The organism is Bacillus altitudinis 41KF2b (assembly GCF_000691145.1).
Classification (GTDB): Bacteria; Bacillota; Bacilli; order Bacillales; family Bacillaceae; genus Bacillus; species Bacillus altitudinis.
In genome coordinates, this window is sequence record NZ_ASJC01000001.1 from 327,001 (window position 1) to 349,987 (window position 22,987).

30 protein-coding genes are annotated in these 22,987 nt (G+C 40.2%); 25 read left to right on the forward strand and 5 right to left on the reverse strand.

All coding sequences use genetic code 11. The features are described 5' to 3' along the window. Positions 1 to 53: 53 nt before the first annotated feature. Both BA79_RS01690 and BA79_RS01695 read right to left on the reverse strand, forming a co-directional pair. Positions 54 to 551 (reverse strand): L,D-transpeptidase family protein, encoded by a 498-nt coding sequence (locus BA79_RS01690; RefSeq protein ID WP_035700576.1) that lies wholly within the window; start codon positions 549 to 551, stop codon positions 54 to 56. A 156-nt stretch (positions 552 to 707) separates the two neighbouring features. Then, on the reverse strand, positions 708 to 1,565 hold the full coding sequence (locus BA79_RS01695; RefSeq protein ID WP_035700578.1) for a metallophosphoesterase: 858 nt from the start codon (positions 1,563 to 1,565) through the stop codon (positions 708 to 710). A 139-nt stretch (positions 1,566 to 1,704) separates the two neighbouring features. On the opposite strand from BA79_RS01695, the gene fadH reads away from it, so the two are divergent. The 15 genes from fadH (at position 1,705) to BA79_RS01770 (ending at position 12,774) form a co-directional block, all read left to right on the forward strand. Next, on the forward strand, positions 1,705 to 2,469 hold the full coding sequence (gene fadH / locus BA79_RS01700; RefSeq protein WP_035700581.1) for a 2,4-dienoyl-CoA reductase: 765 nt from the start codon (positions 1,705 to 1,707) through the stop codon (positions 2,467 to 2,469). 64 nt (positions 2,470 to 2,533) lie between these two features. After that, positions 2,534 to 3,754 (forward strand): EAL domain-containing protein, encoded by a 1,221-nt coding sequence (locus tag BA79_RS01705; RefSeq protein ID WP_035701050.1) that lies wholly within the window; start codon positions 2,534 to 2,536, stop codon positions 3,752 to 3,754. A gap of 261 nt (positions 3,755 to 4,015) precedes the next feature. Beyond that, positions 4,016 to 4,912 carry a manganese catalase family protein gene (locus tag BA79_RS01710; RefSeq protein ID WP_007498675.1) on the forward strand — a complete coding sequence of 299 codons (897 nt, stop codon included), beginning with the start codon at positions 4,016 to 4,018 and terminating at the stop codon, positions 4,910 to 4,912. Between the two features lie 184 nt (positions 4,913 to 5,096). Then, the gene (locus BA79_RS01715; protein WP_003212254.1) at positions 5,097 to 5,339 is read left to right on the forward strand and encodes a YkuJ family protein; all 243 of its coding nucleotides are present in this window, start codon (positions 5,097 to 5,099) and stop codon (positions 5,337 to 5,339) included. A 139-nt stretch (positions 5,340 to 5,478) separates the two neighbouring features. Beyond that, positions 5,479 to 5,994, forward strand: coding sequence for a ribonuclease H-like YkuK family protein (locus BA79_RS01720; RefSeq protein WP_008348001.1), 516 nt, complete (start codon positions 5,479 to 5,481; stop codon positions 5,992 to 5,994). A gap of 149 nt (positions 5,995 to 6,143) precedes the next feature. After that, a complete protein-coding gene (gene abbA, locus BA79_RS01725; protein ID WP_008347999.1) occupies positions 6,144 to 6,335 on the forward strand; it encodes an antirepressor AbbA in 192 nt (63 codons plus the stop codon). A gap of 146 nt (positions 6,336 to 6,481) precedes the next feature. Continuing rightward, positions 6,482 to 6,925: a cyclic-di-AMP-binding protein CbpB gene (gene cbpB / locus BA79_RS01730; RefSeq protein WP_007498671.1), complete on the forward strand. Its 444-nt coding sequence runs from the start codon at positions 6,482 to 6,484 to the stop codon at positions 6,923 to 6,925. 96 nt (positions 6,926 to 7,021) lie between these two features. Further along, positions 7,022 to 7,903, forward strand: coding sequence for a transcriptional regulator CcpC (gene ccpC / locus BA79_RS01735; protein WP_007498669.1), 882 nt, complete (start codon positions 7,022 to 7,024; stop codon positions 7,901 to 7,903). Positions 7,904 to 8,006: 103 nt separating this feature from the next. Next, the gene (locus BA79_RS01740) at positions 8,007 to 8,414 is read left to right on the forward strand and encodes a DUF4275 family protein (protein WP_035700583.1); all 408 of its coding nucleotides are present in this window, start codon (positions 8,007 to 8,009) and stop codon (positions 8,412 to 8,414) included. 199 nt (positions 8,415 to 8,613) lie between these two features. Next, on the forward strand, positions 8,614 to 9,090 hold the full coding sequence (locus tag BA79_RS01745; RefSeq protein WP_035700586.1) for a flavodoxin: 477 nt from the start codon (positions 8,614 to 8,616) through the stop codon (positions 9,088 to 9,090). Then, the gene (locus BA79_RS01750) at positions 9,080 to 9,973 is read left to right on the forward strand and encodes a hypothetical protein (protein ID WP_035700589.1); all 894 of its coding nucleotides are present in this window, start codon (positions 9,080 to 9,082) and stop codon (positions 9,971 to 9,973) included. Before BA79_RS01745 ends, BA79_RS01750 begins: the two co-directional genes overlap by 11 nt. A 16-nt stretch (positions 9,974 to 9,989) precedes the next feature. Next, positions 9,990 to 10,448, forward strand: coding sequence for a flavodoxin (locus BA79_RS01755; protein ID WP_008347989.1), 459 nt, complete (start codon positions 9,990 to 9,992; stop codon positions 10,446 to 10,448). 109 nt (positions 10,449 to 10,557) lie between these two features. Beyond that, positions 10,558 to 11,268, forward strand: coding sequence for a 2,3,4,5-tetrahydropyridine-2,6-dicarboxylate N-acetyltransferase (gene dapD, locus BA79_RS01760; protein ID WP_008347987.1), 711 nt, complete (start codon positions 10,558 to 10,560; stop codon positions 11,266 to 11,268). 34 nt (positions 11,269 to 11,302) lie between these two features. Then, positions 11,303 to 12,481 (forward strand): N-acetyldiaminopimelate deacetylase, encoded by a 1,179-nt coding sequence (locus BA79_RS01765; protein ID WP_051626169.1) that lies wholly within the window; start codon positions 11,303 to 11,305, stop codon positions 12,479 to 12,481. A 50-nt stretch (positions 12,482 to 12,531) separates the two neighbouring features. Continuing rightward, positions 12,532 to 12,774, forward strand: a complete 243-nt coding sequence (locus BA79_RS01770; RefSeq protein WP_003211408.1) for a YkuS family protein — start codon at positions 12,532 to 12,534, stop codon at positions 12,772 to 12,774. Positions 12,775 to 12,798: 24 nt separating this feature from the next. Here the strand turns inward: BA79_RS01770 and BA79_RS01775 are convergent, their stop codons facing one another. Next, positions 12,799 to 13,608 carry a mechanosensitive ion channel family protein gene (locus BA79_RS01775; RefSeq protein ID WP_035700594.1) on the reverse strand — a complete coding sequence of 270 codons (810 nt, stop codon included), beginning with the start codon at positions 13,606 to 13,608 and terminating at the stop codon, positions 12,799 to 12,801. Between the two features lie 271 nt (positions 13,609 to 13,879). Between BA79_RS01775 and ahpA the strand changes: the two genes are divergently transcribed. From ahpA to BA79_RS01790, 3 genes are all read left to right on the forward strand, one after another. After that, a complete protein-coding gene (gene ahpA, locus BA79_RS01780) occupies positions 13,880 to 14,422 on the forward strand; it encodes a biofilm-specific peroxidase AhpA (protein ID WP_007498654.1) in 543 nt (180 codons plus the stop codon). Positions 14,423 to 14,697: 275 nt separating this feature from the next. Continuing rightward, a complete protein-coding gene (locus BA79_RS01785) occupies positions 14,698 to 15,156 on the forward strand; it encodes a TlpA disulfide reductase family protein (protein ID WP_008345174.1) in 459 nt (152 codons plus the stop codon). Between the two features lie 481 nt (positions 15,157 to 15,637). Further along, complete coding sequence (locus tag BA79_RS01790; RefSeq protein WP_007498648.1) at positions 15,638 to 16,219, forward strand: Rok-like winged helix domain-containing protein; 582 nt, start codon at positions 15,638 to 15,640, stop codon at positions 16,217 to 16,219. Between the two features lie 62 nt (positions 16,220 to 16,281). On the opposite strand, the gene BA79_RS01795 is transcribed toward BA79_RS01790, so the two are convergent. Beyond that, a complete protein-coding gene (locus BA79_RS01795) occupies positions 16,282 to 17,199 on the reverse strand; it encodes a coiled-coil domain-containing protein (protein WP_025207264.1) in 918 nt (305 codons plus the stop codon). Between the two features lie 83 nt (positions 17,200 to 17,282). Between BA79_RS01795 and BA79_RS01800 the strand changes: the two genes are divergently transcribed. Genes BA79_RS01800 through moaD form a run of 6 tightly spaced genes read left to right on the forward strand, consistent with a single transcriptional unit; the run spans position 17,283 to position 21,413 of the window. Continuing rightward, the gene (locus BA79_RS01800) at positions 17,283 to 17,864 is read left to right on the forward strand and encodes a molybdenum cofactor guanylyltransferase (protein ID WP_017359414.1); all 582 of its coding nucleotides are present in this window, start codon (positions 17,283 to 17,285) and stop codon (positions 17,862 to 17,864) included. A gap of 29 nt (positions 17,865 to 17,893) precedes the next feature. Continuing rightward, positions 17,894 to 18,910, forward strand: a complete 1,017-nt coding sequence (locus BA79_RS01805) for a ThiF family adenylyltransferase (RefSeq protein ID WP_017367159.1) — start codon at positions 17,894 to 17,896, stop codon at positions 18,908 to 18,910. Between the two features lie 9 nt (positions 18,911 to 18,919). Continuing rightward, positions 18,920 to 20,194: a molybdopterin molybdotransferase MoeA gene (locus BA79_RS01810; RefSeq protein ID WP_035700599.1), complete on the forward strand. Its 1,275-nt coding sequence runs from the start codon at positions 18,920 to 18,922 to the stop codon at positions 20,192 to 20,194. Next, positions 20,176 to 20,703, forward strand: coding sequence for a molybdopterin-guanine dinucleotide biosynthesis protein B (gene mobB, locus BA79_RS01815; protein WP_035701053.1), 528 nt, complete (start codon positions 20,176 to 20,178; stop codon positions 20,701 to 20,703). The genes BA79_RS01810 and mobB overlap by 19 nt, the downstream gene beginning before the upstream one ends. Next, on the forward strand, positions 20,696 to 21,187 hold the full coding sequence (locus BA79_RS01820) for a molybdenum cofactor biosynthesis protein MoaE (protein WP_035700602.1): 492 nt from the start codon (positions 20,696 to 20,698) through the stop codon (positions 21,185 to 21,187). Before mobB ends, BA79_RS01820 begins: the two co-directional genes overlap by 8 nt. Then, positions 21,180 to 21,413 carry a molybdopterin converting factor subunit 1 gene (gene moaD / locus BA79_RS01825; protein WP_008345159.1) on the forward strand — a complete coding sequence of 78 codons (234 nt, stop codon included), beginning with the start codon at positions 21,180 to 21,182 and terminating at the stop codon, positions 21,411 to 21,413. Before BA79_RS01820 ends, moaD begins: the two co-directional genes overlap by 8 nt. Before the next feature lie 47 nt (positions 21,414 to 21,460). On the opposite strand, the gene BA79_RS01830 is transcribed toward moaD, so the two are convergent. Further along, the gene (locus BA79_RS01830; RefSeq protein WP_008345156.1) at positions 21,461 to 21,838 is read right to left on the reverse strand and encodes a Rok-like winged helix domain-containing protein; all 378 of its coding nucleotides are present in this window, start codon (positions 21,836 to 21,838) and stop codon (positions 21,461 to 21,463) included. A gap of 518 nt (positions 21,839 to 22,356) precedes the next feature. On the opposite strand from BA79_RS01830, the gene yknW reads away from it, so the two are divergent. Beyond that, positions 22,357 to 22,977 (forward strand): YknW family membrane protein, encoded by a 621-nt coding sequence (gene yknW, locus BA79_RS01835; RefSeq protein ID WP_035700604.1) that lies wholly within the window; start codon positions 22,357 to 22,359, stop codon positions 22,975 to 22,977. Positions 22,978 to 22,987: the final 10 nt, after the last annotated feature.

The window sequence follows — 22,987 nt, forward strand, 5'->3', positions numbered from 1 at the left end:
AGATCCCACTTTCTATCATATAAAATTTTAATCATTCGTACAATTAATTTCTCCTACTGGCTAATGGTCACAGGTGTTCCATTTGGAACAATTGAAGCAAGTTCGATGACATTCTGATTGTACATGCGAATGCACCCTCTAGACACAGCTTTACCAATTGAAGACGGGTTATTCGTTCCATGGATGCCGTAATGAACTTTTGAAAGGCTCAGCCAATAGGCGCCAAAGGGACCTCCTGGGTTTGGCTGTCTGTTGACAATATAATAAGAACCTGTCGGTGTCATGTTTAATATTCTGCCGGTTGCAATCGGGTATGAGCGCAAGAGCTGTGATCCAGAAAACAGCACGAGACGTTTCGCTGAAATTGACACAGATATGCGGTAAGGGATCGTGTTAGGATCCGGTAACCCAGGGATGATGATGACTTCATTTTGTTCTGGCTCGCGGGCTTGAAGTGACGGATTTGCAGTCTTTAAATCATCTGTCGTTGTTCGAAAATCAAGTGCTATAGAAGCAAGTGTTTCTCCACTTTTTACCGTGTATCGCAGCACGAAAGCACACTCCTTTTACTCAAATAAAAGAAGCCATGATCCCCGCCTCACATATACTATATGGACGGGATCAGGCCCAGTAAGGTTTCTCCTAACATTTGTTATGAGAAGGATCTTTGTTTATACATATGCAGGAAAAGGTGATTTGGCTTCTCTTTACACGTGAGATGTTAAGGTGAAAAAAGTGATTTCAGGTTTGGCTAAAAACCGAAGCGGCAGTCTAGTTGTCCCAAGCCCGCGGTTGACATAGATACGGTGCTGATAGCTACCGTATAAGCCTTCGACATATGTACGCCCAAAAGGTGCTGTGAGAATCGGTCCATAGAAAGGAAGCTGTATTTGACCACCATGCGTATGCCCAGAAAGCTGCAAGTTAATAGGTGTTGTTTCAAGTTCTAGTGCGGCATCAGGCTCATGCACAAGCAATAACGTAAAGAGATCAGAAGAGACTTCTCGTTTGATGAAATGGTAATCAGGCATACTCATCATGAGATCATCTAGTGTAGCAATCTGTATCCGTCCGCCTTCTTTTTCTAAGTGAAACACTTCATTTTTACATAATGTAAAACCGCAGGCTTTCATCGTTTCCTCATATAGATCAATGCCAAATGGCCCGTAGTCATGATTTCCGCATATGGCAAACTTTCCAAACGGAGCATCAAGCTTAGACAAAGAGGCTTTGGCTTTTTCATGTTCTTTAATCGATGATTCAAAATCAACAAGATCACCTGTAAACACAATGAGATCGGGAGATGCGGCGTTGATCTTTTGGACAACAGTCTCTAAATCTTTTGCCGAAAATGTATCACTTAAATGAACATCACTAAATTGCGCAATTTTAAACTGGTCAAAAGAAGCCGGTAGCTGAGCATCATGAATGGTGAGTGATACGGTGTCGATCATGCGCGGCTCAATGTACCGAGCATAGCCATAACCGGATGTGGTCGCTAAAAGTCCGAGAATACTCGCACCAGCTACTCCTTTTAAAAACTGCCTACGGGAAAGTTGCTTCATATAAGACTCCTTTAAAAATAAAATTAAGTATAGCATGATTTTTGATGAATCTCCCATATGGTGTATGGAGGGGAAATCATGATATGATAGATGGATAATGAATGAATAGTCATTCAAAACACACAAAGGGGGAGAACAAATGACGAAGCAAACAGTGATTGTCACAGGAGGATCAAGCGGAATGGGAAAGGCGATGGCGACTCATTTGGCACTCGGGGGCTGGAATGTTTTGATTACTGGAAGAACAGAAGAGACCCTTGAAACAACGGCAAATGAAATCAAACAGCAAGGTGGTTCGATCGCTTATTTTCCAATGGACGTGCGACATCCAGAAGATGCTGATCAAATGGTGAAGTTTGCGGTAGATACATTTGGTGATGTGGATGCACTTATTAATAACGCGGCAGGCAACTTTTTAGTTCCAGCAGAAAAACTGTCTCCTAACGGCTGGAAAGCGGTCATAGATATTGTGCTAAATGGCACCTTTTTTTGCAGCCATGCAGTGGGCAACTATTGGATTCGTCAAAAGAAAAGCGGAAGTATGATCAACATGGTCGCCACATATGCATGGGGGGCTGGTGTTGGTGTAGCGCATTCAGCAGCCGCAAAAGCAGGCGTTCTGTCGCTTACCAGAACGCTTGCAGTCGAATGGGGAAAGCAATATCGGATTCGCGTAAATGCCATTGCGCCGGGGCCCATTGAAAGAACAGGTGGTGCAGATAAACTGTGGGAATCTGAAGAGGCTGCCCAAAGAACATTAGATAGTGTTCCGCTCGGTAGACTTGGCACACCAGAAGAAATTGCAGAACTTGCGAGTTTCTTATTATCTGAGCATGCATCTTATATGAATGGAGATTGTATCACGATGGATGGGGGGCAATGGCTCAACCAATCACCATTTTGAATGACCGTGTAAGACCTGCTTTTGATATGGTATAATCACACAAAGAGAGAAGCAGGTGATGAAAATGGTCGATCCATTGGATATTTTAACGAATATTGAAGATGTTTTCCCGCACTATCAAGCGATCTTCAGTGCGGAGGAACAAAAAGTGATAGGCTATGAGATTCTTGGAAGAATGAAGCTTGAGTCGGGAACAGTTAGTCTAGGCTCCTTCTTTACGGATTCATCTATTCCTGACGAATATAAATTGGAAGTAGATCACAAAGTATTAAGTCAAGCGCTTGATCTCTTCACAACCGCAGATGAAGATTTGCTCATCTTTATTAATCATGATGCGAACGTCCTCATGCTTGATCATGGCGAAAGTTTTTTAGAACTTTTAAAAGAATATGAAGCAAAGGGTATTCAGCTTAGCCGGTTTGTCATTGAAATTACTGAACATACGTTTAGCGGCGACATTGAACAGCTTTACCATACGTTAACGTATTATCGTACATATGGGATCAAAATCGCCGTATCTAATATAGGAAAAGAAAGCAGCAATCTTGACCGGATTGCTCTGCTTTCACCTGATCTATTAAAAATAGATCTACAGGCTTTAAGAGCTTCGTCTCCATCTCCTTCCTATGAATATGTGTTATACAGCATTTCACTTCTTGCAAGAAAAATAGGAGCGGCTTTAATCTATGAAGACATTGAAGCGAATTTTCAGCTGCAATATGCATGGAGAAATGGCGGAAGATATTTTCAAGGCTTCTACCTTCACGAGCCTGCGGCAGAATTAATTGACCGTAACAAACGAAAAGAACAGCTTAAAGAAGAATTTCAACAATTCATTGCTCATGAGAAAAAGAAACTCCAAGCTGTCTATGAACATTCTGAAACCTTTTATAAGCGAATTCATCAAGCCGTCAGTACGTTAAAAAAATCATGCAGCACAAATGATGAACTTATACAAAAACTGGCACTTGAACTAACCGATTGCAGCTTTCGCATTTATATGTGTAATGAAGAAGGGTTTCAAATCACTGGGAATGTGTTTAAGAAAGAGAAAGAATGGCTGTTTCAGCCAGAGTATATAGAGAAAAACTGGAGCTGGCGCCCTTATTTTCTAGCGAATATTCTTCAAATGAGAATTAGCGGAAAAGGATTCTTCAGCGATATCTACAGTGATTTAGAAACTGGAGAACGAATACGTACGTTTTCTTATCCGTTAGAGGGAGACGTGTATTTGTTTGTAGATCTTCCGTATGCTTATCTATATGAGCAGGAAGGATTAATTTAAAAACAGCCGTCATGGCTGTTTTTTTTATTAGAAAAAAGATAGAAAAAATGGTTGACAATGAAACTGATAATCATTATCATTTATTTATAGAGAGAAGCTACTCTCTGTTCCCCAACCCCTCTATCAGATCAAGATCCAAAAAACTTGGCGCTACCCCCGCCAAGTTTTTTTTGTGCGCCAATCATTCCCTTCATGCATAGGACATCCCAATTCATCCATACACCTTAAATGATGATAGTTAGACAGTAGGAGGGAAAAGTCATGATCAAACGTGACAAGCGGCTGCTGATTGATTTACCAATGCCAGATCACCCAGATGCAAATGGTGCAGCGGCTGTGCAAGAATTACTCGGCGGAAAATTTGGTGAAATGTCCACATTAAATAACTACATGTTTCAATCGTTTAACTTTAGAGGGAAACGAAAGCTCAAACCATTTTATGATCTTGTATCAAGTATTACAGCTGAAGAATTCGGTCATGTAGAGCTTGTGACAACTGCAGTCAATCTCATGATTACGGGAACCACCCATGGGGGCGATCCAGATACGACCCCGATGAAAGCGGCTGTTGATAAACGAAATACGCAGCATTTTATCCAAACGGCACAAACAGGCTATCCGTTTGACTCCATGGCAAAGCCGTGGACAGGTGAGAATGTGTTCTCAAGTGGTAATCTGATTCTGGATCTTCTTCATAACTTCTTCCTAGAGTGCGGAGCTCGTACGCATAAAATGCGCGTATATGAAATGACGGATCACCCTACGGCAAGAGAAATGATCGGTTATTTACTTGTCAGAGGCGGCGTACATGTTGTGGCGTATGCAAAAGCCCTTGAGGTAGCGACAGGAGTAGATGTTGGCAAGATGCTGCCGATTCCAAATCTCGACAATAAATACTTTGATTCTGCAAGAAAGTTTGAAGATCAAAATGTTCATACAAAACTGTATACATTTAGTGACACAGATTATAAAGATATCAATCAAATTTGGAAAGGAAACCATCCGATTGATGGAAAGCCGCTGACAGTTATTGAGGGCACGCCAAAAGGTGCACCCGTGCCAGATTATAGAGATTTGCCGGAAGAGTTTGCTCCAGGTATTTCAAAAGAAGATTTTGACGAAATTGCGAAACGCCTGATGAGATCGGCTGGTTTATAAAAAACAAGATGCATGAGATAAGAAAAAAGACTCAAAATAAAAAAACAGATTCTTTTTCTTTTTTTGAATTCAAGAGGAAAAATATCATCTGAGAACACTTTATGGTATGATGCTTTGTAGGACTTGTGTATAATCAATACGGGTTCATCTTGAGTTGTTTTTTTGAAAGGAGTCTTTTTTTAGAATGTCACAATTAATGGGTATCATTACAAGGCTGCAAAGTCTTCAAGAGACAGCAGAAGCTGCAAACGAGCCGGCACAGCGTTATTTCGAAGTGAACGGTGAGAAAATCTGTAGTGTTAAGTATTTCGAAAAGAATCAAACGTTTGAATTGACTGTTTTTCAACAAGGGGATAAGCCAAACACTTTCCCATTTGACAACATTGATATGATTTCGATTGAGATTTTTGAGCTTCTACAATCCTAAGCTGAATCGTATGAAATGTTTTTTCTAAGAATTCCTTCGTTGATTGCGGAAGCATACACTTCATAGGTGATAAGCAAAAGGAAGATGATCATTCAGTGCAATATTCGGATAAGAGACCATTTAAAAGGAGTTCCTTTCTGTGAGTGATTCTTTTTTCTTTAATCTTTCTGAAGAGCATTTAGCGTTTTCTGATGTTGTCATGAGAATGAAAGACTTTATTCAAAAAGACCCGAGATCTGTTTATGTACTATCAATTGGTACGGACTCTCAGGTCAATCAGAATGTCACAACATTTATGACTGCAATTCATCTTCACCGGATCGGCAAAGGAGCTTGGGGCTGTCTCACGCAGCAAGTGTTGAATCGGCCTGTACAAAGTCTTAGAGAAAAAATTTCATTAGAGACAGCGTTTAGCCAAAAGGTATGTGCAGACATCCTTGAGGGACCTTTAACAGAACTGATGGATTTGCTTCTTCCGTTTGCTGAGGAAGGGGCAGACCTTCGTTTTGAAGTCCATCTAGATATTGGCAAAAAAGGAAGTACAAAAGAGCTGATCCAGGAAATGACCGGAATGATCACAGCCATGGGAATTGAAGCAAAAATAAAACCCGACTCATACGCAGCATTTTGCTACGCCAATCGATACACAAAATAAATTCCGTCATTTTTCTCCAAACGTTGTCGAAACGTGCGGTTGACGATTCGATTCTAGTTCCTTATTCTAGCTGTATAGAGAGGAAGCAGACATTCAAACGCCTGCTAATCAATATAAAAGCATATATGAAACAGGGGGCCTGATGTTGAATGAGCGTCATCGAAAATCGTTTTAATGAAGAAGAGAAAAAGCTATTATTAAACGTATTACTGAATCAGGAATATGCTGTCGAATTACTAAGCAGTGAGATCAATGATATAGAATGTGGAACAAAAAATGTCGACGACAATACGTATAAGAAATTGATCACATTGTATGACAGAGTAAGGTTTGAGAATTAATATCGATTGAACATTCTATTAGATACTCTACGCTGAGTATCTTTTTTATGCAGAAAAAAATCTTTCGACAAAATTCGTTTTAGTTTATGCTTAATGTTAAAGGGGAATGTATGATTGATGATTGAGAGAAAAGGGGTCGAAGAAACATGATAGAGATAGAACCGGCTCAATTACTTGAGTCAACAGTAGCTGAGCATATGATTGATGCAGATAAAGTGGCACACGTTCAAATTGGAAATAATCTTGAACACGCCCTATTGGTCCTGACAAAAACAGGATATACAGCCATCCCTGTTCTGGATGCTTCTTATCACCTTCATGGGTTAATTGGAACAAATATGATTATGGATAAAATCTTTGGCTTAGAACGAATTGAATTTGAAAAGCTCGACCAATTGAAGGTAGAAGAGGTCATGCTATCAGATATTCCAAGACTGAAAACGACGGATCCTGTTTTAAAAGGCGTTCACGCTGTGACGAATAATGGATTTGTTTGTGTGGAAAATGAAGAGCAAGTATTCGAAGGGATTTTCACTCGGCGTGTTGTATTAAAGCGCTTAAATGAAGTCATTCATTCCGCAAAAAAATGAGCTGCAGCCCAGCTTATTTTTTTTGCCTTCATAAGCTATTATTTATATAATGACTATATAAAATAAGAAAAACTTATCGAGAGAAGGAGGGCGCCCATGCAGCTTCAAGAGTTACATATGCTTGTTGTACTTAGTGAGGAATTGAATATGAGAAAGGCTTCAGAGCGGCTCTTTGTCTCTCAGCCTGCCTTATCTCAAAGGCTGCAAACGATTGAAAAAGAGTGGGGAACCAAAATCTTTTTTCGTTCACAAAAAGGCTTGACAGTCACTTCAGCTGGCGAACAGATTATTCAATTCGCCAAAGAGGTCACGACTGAGCAGGATCGAGTGCGAGAGAGAATTGACGAGCTTGAAGGAGACATTCACGGTACACTCAAGCTTGCAGTTGCGTCCATTATTGGTCAGCACTGGCTGCCAAAGGTGTTGAAGCGGTATGTCGAGAAATACCCAAATGCCAAAGTATCTCTTGTGACAGGCTGGAGCAGTGAGATGCTTAAAAGTCTGTATGAAGACCATGTCCACATCGGCATCATTCGCGGGAATCCTGATTGGAAGGGCACAAAGGAATACTTAATGACCGATCATTTATATTTAGTCGATTCTGTCATCAAGGACGTGGATGAGTTAATTGAGACAGAACGCCCGTTTATTCAATTTAAAAGTGATAGCACCTATTATCAAGAAATTCAGCACTGGTGGCATCAAAAGTTTAAAGTGTCGCCAAAACAGACGATTCTTGTGGACCAGATTGAGACATGTAAACAAATGGCCTATCACGGTATCGGCTACGCCATTTTGCCTTCGGTCACCCTATATGATCATGAGAAAAGCGTACACAAAACCCCGCTCGTAGACGCAAATGGAGAGCAAATCGGACGTGACACTTGGCTGTTAGGATATGAAGCCTCTTTTCAGTTAAAACAGGTTCAAGCATTTGTTGGTGTGGTAAAAGAAATGCTTGAAAGTGAGGCAGTGTAAGTACTTCTGGAAGAGGAGGTGCTTTTTTAGGATAAGTGGTTTGATTAGGTTTCTAATAGATTTACCTGTTTCATACTGAAAAAACAGAAAGCTGGAAGAAATGATGAGAAATCAACGAAAAAAGAAGACGGATATACCGAAGTGGGGAACTTATTTACGCGAGAGATGGCGTGGACGTTTTGCAAGTCATCTTTCTTTAGAAGAACAAAAAGAGATTGGGATGGATGGCTTCCTATGGCACTTATGTAGCTGGGGAAAAGTTGAATGCCTTGAAAAAGAGGCAGCGATCAACGCCTTTCATCAGCAATCAAAGCGTACATGTACGATTTTTTATCAATTTACTCAAGAAGCGTATCTGTTTGAAAACGCCGCTGACCTGTCAGTGAAGGAATTGCCGTATACAGACGGACACATGGACTATAGCGATCTGTATGTCATGGATTGGGAAGAAAATTGGACATTTGTGATGACGCACGAAACCGATTGCGGTCCATATTTTATTCAGAAATAAAAAAAGAGTACATCACAAAGAGATAGAGTGATGATCAATTAAAGCCGCCTTCCAATTGGAATGAGCGGTTTTTTGATGTACGTCATGTGTATTTTGAACAGCACCTTTTCATAAAACATTTGACAATGAAAATCATTATCATTTAAAGTGTACATATAATAATTGAAAATGATTATCATTTAGATGAGGTGACCAATAGATGAAAGCACTAATTGCATTTGCGAGTATGTCTGGCAATACGGAAGATATGGCAGCGATCTTAAAACAAACGCTTGAAGGAAAAGGGATAGAGACAGAGATGATGGAATTTGACGACACAAGTGCAGAAGATCTTTCTTCATACGATTATGTCATGATCGGCTCTTACACATGGGGTGACGGTGATTTACCTTATGAAGCTGAAGATTTTTATGAAGAGGTCTCATCCCTTGAACTTTCTCACATCAAAGCGGCGGTATTTGGATCAGGCGATTACAGTTATCCGAAGTTTTGCGAGGCTGTTCATACCTTTTATGACATGCTGAAATCGACAGGTGCATCCGTATTTCCTGAAACATTGAAAATGGAACTTGCGCCAGATACAGATGAAGATGTGGCGTGCTGTGAGGAGTTTGCAACGAGCTTTTTAACGTGGGCATCATTGTCTGAGAAAAGAGTTGAAAATCATGTTTCATAAAGGTGCGACAGCTGTTGCTGCGTCTAAAAGTGGCGGCTACTTTGTTGCTGTCAAACGAGAAGGTATTTTTCATTACAGTGTGGAGGGCGGATGGCAGCAGCTTTTTAAGCTCAAGCATAAAATCCACGCTATCAGTTATATTGGTCCGTATTTGTTCGGTGTTGGTGAAAATGGAACTGTCATACGATCAGGAGATGAGGGCCATACATGGGCGCTATCATCTTTTCCGACAAATGCAGTTGTTTGGTCTATTACAGGACGCAAAGATGGGTTTGTATGCGCACATGGAAAGCATAGTATTTATGTGTCAACCGATTTCGGAATTTCCTGGGAAATTATGAAGCCATTTGCTCATGTGAACCAGCCCCCTGTGATTCGTTCATTATGTGTAGCCGGTGATTATCTTTATATTGGAACGCAGATTCATGAGGTACATGGAGGAATATGGGTGTATGACTTCCAAAGTGAACAGGTTTTTCTCCTAAACAGAGAAGAGCACCGAATGACTGCTTCTATGCTGCTTTGCGGGGAACACCTCCTTGTCTGTGCATTGGGCTCTAAAAAAGGGAAAAGAGGATCTGTTCAAATTTTAGACTTACATACAAATATGCTGCATGATATTCAATCACAAGCTTTTACGCGAGAGGAATCATTTTTGGATGTGTCAGAGGATAACGGCATTGTGTACGTGACCACCTCACAGGACGAGCATGGATTTTCTAAGGTGTATCAGCTTGATATAGAGCAAAAAGAGCTCAAGTGGTTTGATACGATCAAAGGGCACGGTTTTCGTGTCGCCAATCAAAAGGAGAATTTTTTCTGTGCGGGTTTATATGAAAGTAAGTTTGTCAGGCCTTATGAGGAACCTGCACTGATTCATTAATAAGGAGGAAGAAAAAGTGACGAAAAAAGTTTTATTGGTGTATGCCACAATGTCAGGAAATACAGAAGCAATGGCTGATTTAATCGAAAAAGGATTAAAGGAAGCTGGGGCTAGCGTGGACCGGCATGAAGCGATGGATATTGATGCTGAACTTCTTCATGATTACTCGCACATTCTGTTAGGTGCATATACTTGGGGAGATGGTGATCTTCCAGATGATTTTATTGATCTATATGAGGAAATGGAAGAGCTTGATTTGACGGGTAAAGCATTTGCTGTATTCGGTTCTGGAGATACATCTTATGAACATTTTTGCGGAGCTGTGGATTTAATTGAAGAAAAAGTGAAGGAGCTGGGCGGTGATATCGTCCTACCATCCATCAAAATTGAGCTGAATCCAGAAGGAAACGAGGAAGAGGAATTGATTTCTTTTGGTAGACAATTTGTTCATCTTCACCAGCAAGAAGCGGGATAAAGAGGTCCGCTTGTTTTATTTGCCAAGGCGCAGACAATTCTTTCACTTGTCATTAAAACTCTCCTTTGGTACAGTAATGAAGTATAAATTAAGAGGAGGACATACATACATGAAACAAATGGACGCTAATGAAATTATTTCATTTATTCAAAATAGTACAAAATCAACACCTGTTAAAGTCTACATTAAAGGGGATTTAGAAGGTATTGAATTTGGTGAACATGCAAAAACATTTATCACAGGTAACACTGGTGTTGTCTTCGGTGAGTGGAGCGAAATTCAAGAAGCTCTAGCATCAAACAAAGACAAAATTGAAGATGTTGTCGTGGAAAATGACCGTCGTAACTCTGCGATTCCTATGTTGGATTTGAAAAACATCAAAGCACGTATTGAGCCAGGTGCAATCATTCGTGATCAAGTGGAAATTGGCGATAATGCAGTCATCATGATGGGTGCTTCTATTAATATCGGTTCAGTCATCGGTGAAGGTACGATGATTGATATGAACGTTGTTCTTGGCGGCCGTGCGACAGTAGGTAAGAACTGTCATATCGGTGCGGGATCTGTTCTTGCAGGTGTTATTGAGCCGCCTTCTGCTAAGCCAGTTGTAGTAGAAGATGATGTTGTCATCGGTGCAAACGCTGTTGTTTTAGAAGGTGTGACAATTGGGAAAGGTGCAGTTGTAGCAGCTGGAGCGATCGTTGTGAACGATGTTGAGCCTTACACGGTTGTAGCAGGTACACCTGCAAAGAAAATCAAAGACATTGATGAAAAAACAAAAGGTAAAACTGAAATTAAACAAGAACTGCGTCAGCTTTAATTGACACAATTCGCAGCTGAAGACATAGACGTGGATGATATATCCACGTCTTATTCGTATAGAGGAAAGGAAGCGAGTTCACTTGTTAAATCGTGAGCAATTAATATCCATTCGAAGAGATTTGCACCAAATTCCTGAGCTTGGTTTTAAGGAATTTAAAACACAAGCTTACCTCATCAAGCATCTCGAATCGTACCCAACAGATCGAATCGAGATGGAAACATGGCGGACTGGACTTTTTGTGAAAGTAAAAGGGACAAATCCTACGCGCGTCTTTGCGTATCGTGCAGATATGGACGGATTATCTATCCTTGAAGAAACGGGCTATCCATTTCAATCGGTACATGAGGGCCACATGCATGCATGTGGACATGATCTTCATATGACCATTGCTCTTGGTATCATTGATCATTTCGTGCATCAGCCAATCAAAGAAGATCTGCTATTTATTTTCCAACCGGCAGAAGAAGGGCCAGGCGGAGCTGAACCAATGCTTACAAGTGATGTTCTAAAAAAGTGGACGCCAGACTTTATTACAGCGCTACATATTGCACCTGAATATCCAGTCGGCACGATTGCAACAAAGCCGGGCCTATTATTTGCTAATACGAGTGAGCTTGTGATCGATCTTGAAGGAAAAGGCGGGCATGCCGCATACCCTCATTTAGCAAATGATATGGTGGTGGCTGCAAGTGCACTAGTAGGGCAGCTGCAATCGGTGATTTCACGAAATGTGGACCCTCTTGATAGTGCCGTCATTACAGTTGGCACGATTACAGGTGGCACTGCTCAAAATATCATTGCGCAGCATGCAAAGCTTGATGGAACCATTCGCACGCTCTCGCCAGAGTCTATGGAAAAGGTGAGAAAACGAATTGAAGCACTTGCAAAGGGAATTGAAATTGGCTATGAATGCAAGGCGACAGTTCGATACCCTTCATCTTATTACGAAGTGGACAATTCAAAGGATTTGACAGAAGAATTTATGTCATATGTAGCCGAAGAAGGTCTTGCGAACGTCATTGAATGCAGAGAAGCGATGACAGGAGAAGATTTCGGCTACATGCTGAAAAAATACCCTGGGTTCATGTTTTGGCTAGGGGTAGATTCAGAATATGGTCTGCACCATGCAAAACTCACGCCTGACGAAAATGCGATTGAAACAGCTGTGAACGTCATGACGGCTTATTTTAAAAAGCAAGCAGGTGAATGAATAATCAAATGGTCTCCTGTACACCTTATGAACAGGAGGTGTTCTTGATTATGACAAGAATTGGTGTAGAACCATCTTTATCCGATGTAGAAGAACTTTTGAAGCAAAAAGGGTATGATGTCGTACGAATTCAAAATGAACAGCAAATGGATCAGTGTGACTGTTATGTGGTCACAGGGTTAGATTCAAATGTTCTTGGCATTTCAGACACAACGACAAAGGCATCTGTTATTACAGCGTCAGGTATGACGGCTGATGAAATTTGTCAAGAAGTAGAACAGCGTGTTCAATAAAACTAACAAAAAAGAACCAGGATATTAATATCCTGGTTCTTTTTGCTCTTTGGCTAGATCGAGTACGTCTTTCATTTTTTTACGCAGAATTCGTTCGACACGCCACTGCTCCATCGTTTCAGTTTTTGCAATGATGCGAAGGACGAGGGATGAGGAGCCAAATGATTCCACTCCAACGACTTGAGGACCTTCGATGATTTGCGGCATGCTCTCACGAACTTCATCACAGGCTGTTTGCAAAGTGCTGATCATCTGATCCACATTTTCATCTGGGGATAATTCGATATCAACGAGTGCCTGCATCGTCCCTCGTGAATGATTGCTTACATTCAGTATACTTCGGTTCGGAATGAAATGAAGAGTGCCATCAAAGCTTCTAAGCTGTGTTGTTCTCAGTCCAATTTGTTCAACGATCCCATCGAAACCAGCAACCGTTATATACTCGCCGACATCAAATTGTTTTTCGAGCAGTATGAAGAAGCCTGTCACAATATCACTCACTAATCCCTGAGCGCCAAATCCAATGGCAAGTCCTACAACACCTGCGCCAGCCAGCAAGGCGGTTGGGTTATAGTGAAATAAGTCGAGGATCATCACAACTAGAATAAAAATCAGCAAGTAGGCGAAAATATTTAAGGTAAGACTTTGCAGCGTTTGAGCTCGTGATAAAGAGACATCGTGCTTCTCAGAGAATGCTGAATAGGCACGCTTAATCATCTTATTTCCAATCGCTCTGATGATAAAATAAATCACAAAAATAGCAATGAGTTTTAGCAAAATCATACTGATATTCATGATGATGGAAACCCAATCTACTTGTTCAAGTGCTTTCATGATCTTCAAAACCTTTCTATGTATGTGCGAAATGAGAAGCTAATCATTTGTTCCCTTATGCAAGTCATGTTAAACTTTTAATAGTTGGAGCGAGAGATTGTGACAAATCGTTAATTAAATTTATTATTAATTAATATTGACTAAAAATCGCTTAAGTATTATAATTATATTTGTGAAGTTATTAACTAAATGAGAATTCAACCTGTTGATTCTCATTTTATATACAGCTAAGAAGTCTGTATAAAGATATTATTTTTGGAGGGATTTACATATGGCAGAGCGTTTTGTAGGAAAACAAGCTCCACGTTTTGAAATGGAAGCAGTACTTGCTAATAAGGAATTTGGTAAAGTGAGTTTAGAGGAAAACATCAAGAATGACAAATGGACAGTTCTTTTCTTCTATCCAATGGATTTCACTTTTGTTTGTCCAACTGAAATTACAGCAATGAGCGATCGTTATGATGAGTTTGAAGATTTAGATGCAGAAATCATTGGTGTATCTACTGATACAATCCATACGCATCTTGCTTGGATCAACACAGATCGTAAAGACAATGGTCTTGGTGAATTAAAATATCCACTAGCTGCTGACACAAACCACACAGTATCTAGAGAATACGGTGTTTTAATTGAAGAAGAAGGAATTGCACTTCGTGGTCTATTCATCATTAACCCAGAAGGCGAACTTCAATATCAAACAGTATTCCACAACAATATCGGTCGTGATGTAGATGAGACACTACGTGTTCTTCAAGCATTACAAACTGGTGGACTTTGCCCAGCGAACTGGAAACCTGGTCAAAAAACACTTTAATTGATAGTTGAAGAAACAGTCTAACGGGTGTTAGACCTTCAGATTGTTGACAAAGGGCTAAAATGAACTTGATTTTAGCCCTTTGTCTTCTTTTCAGCGTGATAGAAAACCTTTGAAGTCTAGGAAGAACGAGTACTGGCGCGAAGCGAATGTGACATTCGTGAGTACCAGCACGCAGGACCGAAAAAGAATGCGAGGGTTTGTCTACATGCTGGGGTCTAACTGATGTTAGACTTTTTTGTTTCGAGACATACAATGGATGGAGGCGCTTCAAAATGAAATTACGTCAACCAATGCCGGAACTAACTGGTGCAAAAGAATGGTTAAATGGAGAAGTAACAAGAGAAGAATTAATTGGTGATAAACCAACATTGATCCACTTCTGGTCAGTTAGCTGTCACCTTTGTAAAGAGGCGATGCCGCAAGTGAACCAATTCCGTGATGAATACAAAGATCAACTAAACGTGATCGCAGTTCACATGCCACGTTCAGAGGATGACCTTGATCTAGAAAAAATCAAAGAGGTTGCAAATGAGCATGAAATCACTCAGCCAATCTTTGTAGACAGCGACCATAAATTAACAGAAGCATTTGAGAACGAATATGTACCAGCTTACTATGTATTCGATAAAACAGGTGCTTTACGCCACTTCCAAGCTGGCGGAAGCGGTATGAAAATGCTTGAAAAACGTGTCAATCGAGTTCTTTCTGAGTCTGAAAAGGCTGCAGAATAGGCTTTCCCCCCATGAATGGGGGTTTTTTCATGGGGAAAAATAGGAGACATATTGCACTGGATGAATATGATTGTAGGTGGAATGCCTAAGAAAAGAGAAAATGAGGGATTTCATTAAAAAAATTTCCTAAAATAAAAAGGTATTATGACCTATTTACATTTTTATTTTGAAATGAAAATGTAAAGATTTTAACTTTTTACTATTCAGAACGTTTTTGCACAAAAGAAATTTCAGTTTGGTAAATAACTATATAAATCAAGTAGTATAAGCATTTATTCAAAATTTTTACAATATTTTGAGGGTGGTCAAAAGCCTATAGTGGCAATGAAATGGGTGCCGATTTTTCTTCTTCGGCAAAATTTTAGTTGGAAATACCTATCTGATAGCAAACTGTAAAATGATAAAAAAATAGTTGATAAAATTAGTTTTCTAATCTAATATTTACTATAGAATATTTTTTATATGATGAGGGGGAAATCCATTGTTTAATGAGAGGGAAGCGTTACGTTTACGATTGGAACAATTAAATGAAGCAGAAGTAAAGGTCATCCGTGAATATCAAATTGAACGAGATGCGATTTACGCAAAACTAAGAGAATTAGACCGTCAAGGTACAGGTCTCGTCACAGATACAAAAAAAGAAGTACGTACAGAGAGAAAAACAGATTCACTGCCTGTATTAGCTGAGCTGGCTGCACAAGAAATGAGAAGCTACAATCAGCCTGCGCAAACGCAGTCAAACGTTACATCATCTTTAGGAACAGGTCAGCTAAATGGTGCACCTGTAGGTATTCCTGAAGGATCTACAAGACGCAGAAGAGGCACAGCTAGACCTGGATCAAAGGCAGCTAAGCTTCGTGAAGCTGCAATCAAAACATTAAAGCGTCATAATGCGGCGATTAAAAGCTCTGAACTTCAAAAAGAGATTGAAAAAGAGAGCGGTCTTGAAATTCCAAATATGACAACGTTTATGCAAAGCTTAATTAAAATGTACCCAGAAGTGAAGAAACCTTATCGCGGACAGTATATTTTAGAAGGCGACATTCAAACAGAAGACGAATAAATAAAAAAGAAACTGCTGGGCGTAAATGCCAGCAGTTTTTTCTTGCGTACGTGATGAATGAATCACTTTTTTTGATCAACTGTATAGACAATCTTTCGTTCTTTGGGCATGTTGTCGCGCTGTTTTTTAAATCCATCGATCTTCACTGTCATGACCTCTCCACTCCGCTGCACCGCATCAACTTTTGCCTGGAGCGTTTCTACTTGTTCGTTTAGTTTCTTCAAAATCGGTCCTATTTCTTCGGTTGTTTGTAAAATAGGGTCTTGTGAGAACGGCTCGGCATTTGTTTGGGCTGACTGGTCGATATCAGCAAAATGAGAAGCGATCCATTCCTCGCTTTCGGCCAACTGTTTTTGGTAGCTCGTGAGCGTTTCATAAAAAATGGCTTCTTTTGCTTTTTCGATTTGCAGTAATTTTTCTTGTGTTTCATAAAAACGCTCCTGTAGATGCCGGACGCCTTCTTGTAATAAATGAAGCTCTGCGTTTTTATCGCCTAGAGTTTGCTGCAGTTTTTCAATCACAGCGGATAAAGTATTTCCTTTTTTCTCCTCTTTTGCAAGCTGTTTATCTTGGTCTAGTAATCGCTCCTGTAGTTGCTGAGACATTTCCTTATATTTTACAACCTTCAAATGCAATCGGTGCTTTTCCTCTGTTTCTTTTCGTCTATGATAGGTTTCCTTTTGCAGCATTTCATGAAGAAGGACGATTTTATGTAATAATTCCGATTTGCTATAAGAGAGATCTTGTATTTTAGATGATGCTTCGTCTTGGTCAATGGTCATTTCATCCAATTGTTGTTTTAATTGAGTGAAATCCTTTTTCATCTCATGATATTCTTGAGATAGCTTCTTGTTTTTAGCATAGGTATACGTGGACTGTAAATCTGAAATTATCTGTTGATATTTGGCCGTTTCAGCTTTTAAAAATAGATTTTCTTGAGACAGATCATGGAATAGGGGAGAAGCATGGCGCCGGTTCATAGGTAGACCCTCCTTATTCATGTTATCAATAAAGTATGCGAAATGAGTGCGATTAGAACAACCATATCAAAGGGGATGAGATGATGAGAATAGTGAATGTGATACTAGCCGGAGGTGCTTCTAGGCGTTTTGGAGAGCCAAAGGCAAGTCATGTCTATCAGGGGAAACCACTATATGAACATGTGAAAGAGCAACTTTTGAAAGGGGAAACCGTCATCATCAGTCACCCGAAGCTTCTGCCTTTTTTCAAAGCAAGAGGGGAACAAGCTGTTTGGTTAGATGATGAACAGGTGCGTGGGTATGGCCCGCTTGCAGGTATATATACCGCTATGCAAAAGCAAGAAGCAGAGTGGTATTTAGTGACGGCATGTGATATGCCATTCATACGAAAAGAGACAGCCGTCGCTTTATCTTCTTATTGCCATAAGCATGTAGATGCTGTGGTTCCGATGGTGCAGGGAAGATTACAGCCGTTATTTGCGCTTTATCACCGCCGCAGTCTTCCGTTTATTTCTGCGTGTTTAAAAGAGAATCAATTAGCTATCAAAGACTTATTACAAAAACTTCACGTCCAGGTTGTTCCAGCCGACGAACTGAACGTGGCACCAAATGAATTTCATAATATCAATAAAAGAAGCGATTTACCTGAAAACGGTATGATATGATACATAAAAACGAGGAGGAGAGAACAATATTGAACGAGCGATATTCAAGGCAAATCTTGTTCCCTCCGGTAGGGAAAAAAGGGCAGTCTGCGCTTGCCGAAAGTCATGTCCTTATTGTTGGAGCTGGTGCACTTGGAACAGCGTCTGCTGAAGGGCTTGTCCGGTCTGGAATTGGTACTATGACGATTGTAGATCGCGATTATGTCGAATTCTCAAATTTACAGCGGCAGCAGCTGTACACAGAACATGATGCAAAGATGCATGTGCCAAAAGCGGCAGCAGCTAAAAAACGTCTCCAAGAGATCAACCATGAAGTGACCATTCACGCTCTTATTGAAGATGCAGGAGTAGAGCTGTTAAGACCTTTATTCCGAAAAGCAAATATCGTCATTGATGCGACTGATAATTTTGAGACAAGAATGGTGATGAATGACTTATCTTTAGAAACAAATACGCCTTGGATTTACGGTGCCTGTGTGAGCAGTCAGGGAATGTATATGACCATTTTGCCGGGCAAAACACCTTGCTTATCATGTGTGTTTACCTCAGTGCCTGTTGGGGGTTTGACATGTGATACAGCTGGTATTATTTCTCCTGCTGTCCAAATGGTGTCGGCTTATCAGCAGACAGAGGCATTAAAATATTTAACAGGGCATGAAGAGCAAATGGAGCGAAAGTTTGTCACGTTTGATTTGTGGCAGTCGTCTTCGTTTAAAATGGATGTATCTCGTACGAAGCAGGAAAGCTGTCCATCTTGCGGCACACATAGAACGTATCCATATTTAGATGAACAGCGAAAAAAAACAGCGATTCTTTGCGGGCGTGACACCATTCAGATCATATCGAAGGATTTGGAAAACCTTTCATTTCAGCATGTAAAAGAGCGTCTGTCATCTATTTGTGAGGTGGAAGTGAACGATTTTTTAATTCATATACGCTATGAAAGACACCGTATCGTTTGTTTTAAAGGAGGACGTGTATTAATCCATGGGACAAATGATGAAAGAGTAGCCAATTCATTACTAGCAAGACTGCTAGGCATATAGGAGTGAGAAGTGATGGAAAGACGACAGCCAATTCCAGTAGAAGAGGCAGTAAAGAAAGTCCACCAATTTCAAAAACATGGACAAGTCGAATGGGTTCCTTTAAAGAACAGCCTTGGAAGATGGATTGCAGAGGATATTTTAGCAGACCATGATGTTCCTGCCTTTGATCGTTCTCCGTATGATGGTTTTGCACTTCGGGCAGAAGATACAAAGGAAGCATCAAGCGAGCATCCGGTTGAATTTGAGGTCATTGATCATATTGGGGCAGGTATTGTTTCTGCAAAAACGATCGGTCCTTTTCAAGCGATTCGCATCATGACAGGAGCGAAGATGCCAAAAGGAGCAAATGTTGTGATCATGCTCGAATTGACGAAAACGTTTGAAAAAGACGGTAAATCAATGATGTCACTTAAAAGACCTCTGAAAAAGGGTGACAATATTTCTCGGCAAGGAGAAGAGACCCTCAAAGGGAACGTCATGATCAAAAAAGGCTCAAAAGTAACCCCAGGCGTGACGGCGATATTAGCAACGTTCGGGTATGCGGTTGTGCCAGTCGTCAAAAAACCGGTCATCGGTATCATCTCAACAGGTACCGAGCTTCTACAAGTAAGTGATGCCATGGTGGACGGTAAAATTAGAAACAGTAACCTGAGTATGGTCTACGCCCAGGTTCTTGAAGCTGGAGGAGAACCGCTTGATTTAGGCGGTGTATCCGATGATTTTGATCAAAGCTATGAAGCCGTAAAAGCAGCCTTAAGCAAAGTTGATATGCTCATCACAACAGGCGGTGTATCGGTAGGTGATTTTGACTTTTTACCTGCTATTTATGAAAAACTAGGTGCAGAGGTGTTGTTTAATAAAGTGGCCATGAGACCTGGAAGTGTGACGACCGTTGCGGCGTTGCCAAATGGTCAATTGCTTTATGGGCTGTCAGGAAATCCAGCTGCCTGTTTTGTTGGCTTTGAACTATTTGTCAAACCGATCATTTATAAATGGTGTTTGAAAGAAAATCCATTTCCCGTTTTTTCTGAGGCGAAGCTGACACATGATTTTCCAAAAGCCAATCCATTCACTCGATTTGTTAGAGCATCACTTGATTTCGCTGGCAGCCAGCTGAGTGTGACGCCAACAGGTCTTGATAAATCTAGTGCGGTGACATCTATTGCTCATGCTGATTGTTTCATTGTTTTGCCCGGAGGAACAAGAGGGTTTAGTGCAGGTGACCAGGTCAACGTTCTGCTATTTCACCACGAAGGCGGTGCTCCATGTTGGATGACAAATTAAACATTCTGCAAGTCGTGGGCTATCAAAATAGTGGTAAAACGACGCTGATCGAAAAATTATGTCAGCTGGCGGATGAAGAAGAAATGAAGCTAGGCTGCTTGAAACATCATGGACATGGCGGAAAACCAGACCGTCTGTTCAAACAAAAAGATACGGATCGATATGTTCAAGCGGGTGCGTTTGCTGCTGGTGTGGAGGGAGAAGGTGAATGTCACTTTTTCATGCAGCACATGACGTTTGCACAACTAGTCAACATGTGTCAGCATCTTCCTTTAGATGCCGTCTTGATCGAAGGATACAAACAGGCGCCTTACCGCAAAATCCTGTGTGTCAAAGACGAACAGGAACTCATTGATCTTTCGACACTTTCTCATATACAAGCAGCCATTTATTTCAATAAAGAAATACAGTTCACCGAGAAATACCCGTTTCCTTTGTTTTCAGCATTTGACAAGCGCGGGATCACATTTGCTTTTAATTTATTGAAGGGGGAAGCCTCGTATGAATGAACTTTTTAAGATCACAAAAGAGCCGATTGATGTGAATGAATTGATTCAGCATGTTACAAGACGCAAAGCGGGAGCCATTACGACATTCATAGGCACGGTAAGAGAATGGACAAATGGCAAAAAAACGCTGCGTTTAACATATGAAGCATACATACCAATGGCGGAAAATATGTTGAGTCAAATTGGACAAGAAATTAAAAAACGCTGGCCTGAAACAGAAGCTGCCATTGTGCATCGTATTGGCACTCTTGAGATATGTGACATTGCAGTGGCAATAGCTGTTTCATCACCTCATCGGAAAGCTGCATACGAAGCCAATGAATATGCGATTGAACGAATAAAGGAAATAGTTCCTATTTGGAAAAAGGAATACTGGGAAGATGGGGAGGCTTGGATAGGTGATCAGCTTGAAACCGTTTCTTACCCGGATGGAAAACCTAGTACTCTCCAACTTAACGAGAAAGAAGGGAAGCGGCATGATTAGCGTATTATTGTTCGCCGGCCTTGCTGAGAAGGCCGGTAAACAACAAATCATCATTCAAAAAGATCAAACAACGGTTGATGAGATTAAAATAGAATTACAGGAGGTATATGGTGTTGATACTGCACAAAACGTGATGGTTGCAGTCAACGAAATATATACGAGGGGAAATGCTGAAGTGCGTAGCGGGGACACTGTTGCACTCATTCCTCCTGTAAGTGGTGGATAATAGATATTAGAGGATTTGGTTATGGCCAGCGGCTGTAACCAATTTTTTTATGTGTGAAAAGATTGTAGAGGTACTTGGGTATGATCTTCGTAAATAAAACATCCCCGGCGTGCTTTAGAAATGTGAGGATCGAGCTGTTGAATGAGATCATACAATTCGCTGATTCGTCTCACATTGAAATCTGTTTGCGCTTGAAGCTGTTCTTTTAGTTCTTTTGTGCTCACGATGCTTCCCTTTTTTTCTTTAATAATATCTACACACCTTGCTGCGTAGTATATTTTGTCATTAGAAGGTCTGCTCTCTTTCATATCAAGTAATTTGAGCTCATGATAAATCAGTTCTCTTTCCTTTCTAAAGTATTGCCATGCTTCTTGTTCCTTTTCATAAAGTAAAATCAATTGCATTTTCAATTTTTCTCTTAACATTCACTTGACTCCATTTCCACTATCATTTAACCTACCTCTATTTTACATTATATGAAAAAATAACATTTGATCAAGTAAAATCCTTTTATTTTTATTTTTTTAATATGAAAGTATTGATACTAAAGGCTCATCTGTTCTATAAAAGGCGCTAAACATAGTCCTATAAAGCCGGGATTCATTGAAATTACTAGGAATATTTTAACAAAAAATTGTTGTGTCTAACTGAGACCATCTGAATCCAAAGGAAAAGGATATTTATTCCGAAAGACATGTTGTTTACTTCATAAAATGTTTTTCAGTCAGTAAAATCATGATTTTTTCATATGAATATGGTCGGGTCAAGGTATCATTTGAAGGATGTCGTTCATGAAAATAGAATAATAGATTCAATCCTATCACTATGAAAATAAGAAAATCAAATGATCTATCACTTATTGGCAATCTTTTGATAAAATAGAAACAACAAGAGTATGAAAAAACGTTTCGATACTTACAGCACATGGAGAGGATGACCTTTGATGAAAGAAACAACGCCAAAACCCACAATAATTGGAGTAAGCACTAGACCATCAGAGCATTTGAAAAGAGTGTGGGAGCAGCCATTCGTTTGGTGGCCTTTATCATGTGTGCTTGTATTAACAGTTGTTGTCACTTATTTGTCTCAGCTAGTGAATGAAGGATTGTGGGCAGATTTAATTTTACCAATCCCTTTCGTTTATGTGATCACGCTCATTGGTCTGGTCATTGGGATTGTCATTAATACTGCCGTATACAAGTTCATCGTCTTTTTAGCAAAAGGTGATGCAACATTTCATCAGCTGTTTTCAGGTGTACTGTATATCACACCTATTACGATCATTGGTACGATTATTTCTCATTTGGCGATCATTTTTTTTCATGTGCCAAAAGATATCACGGTTACCTCATTAAACGCATTCATTCGAATGTCTGGTCCATGGCATGCCGTGTTAGCCAATATCGATCTTTTTGTGATCTGGAATCTTGTTTTAACAGGCTTTTTATTGATCAAAGTCGGCCGCATTTCGCCAAGAATATCTTGGATTATTGTGAGTGTCTTTTATGTATTATCTTTAATTTTTCAATATGTAGGAACCACAATCACCATCAACATGCAGTAAGCTGGGGGTA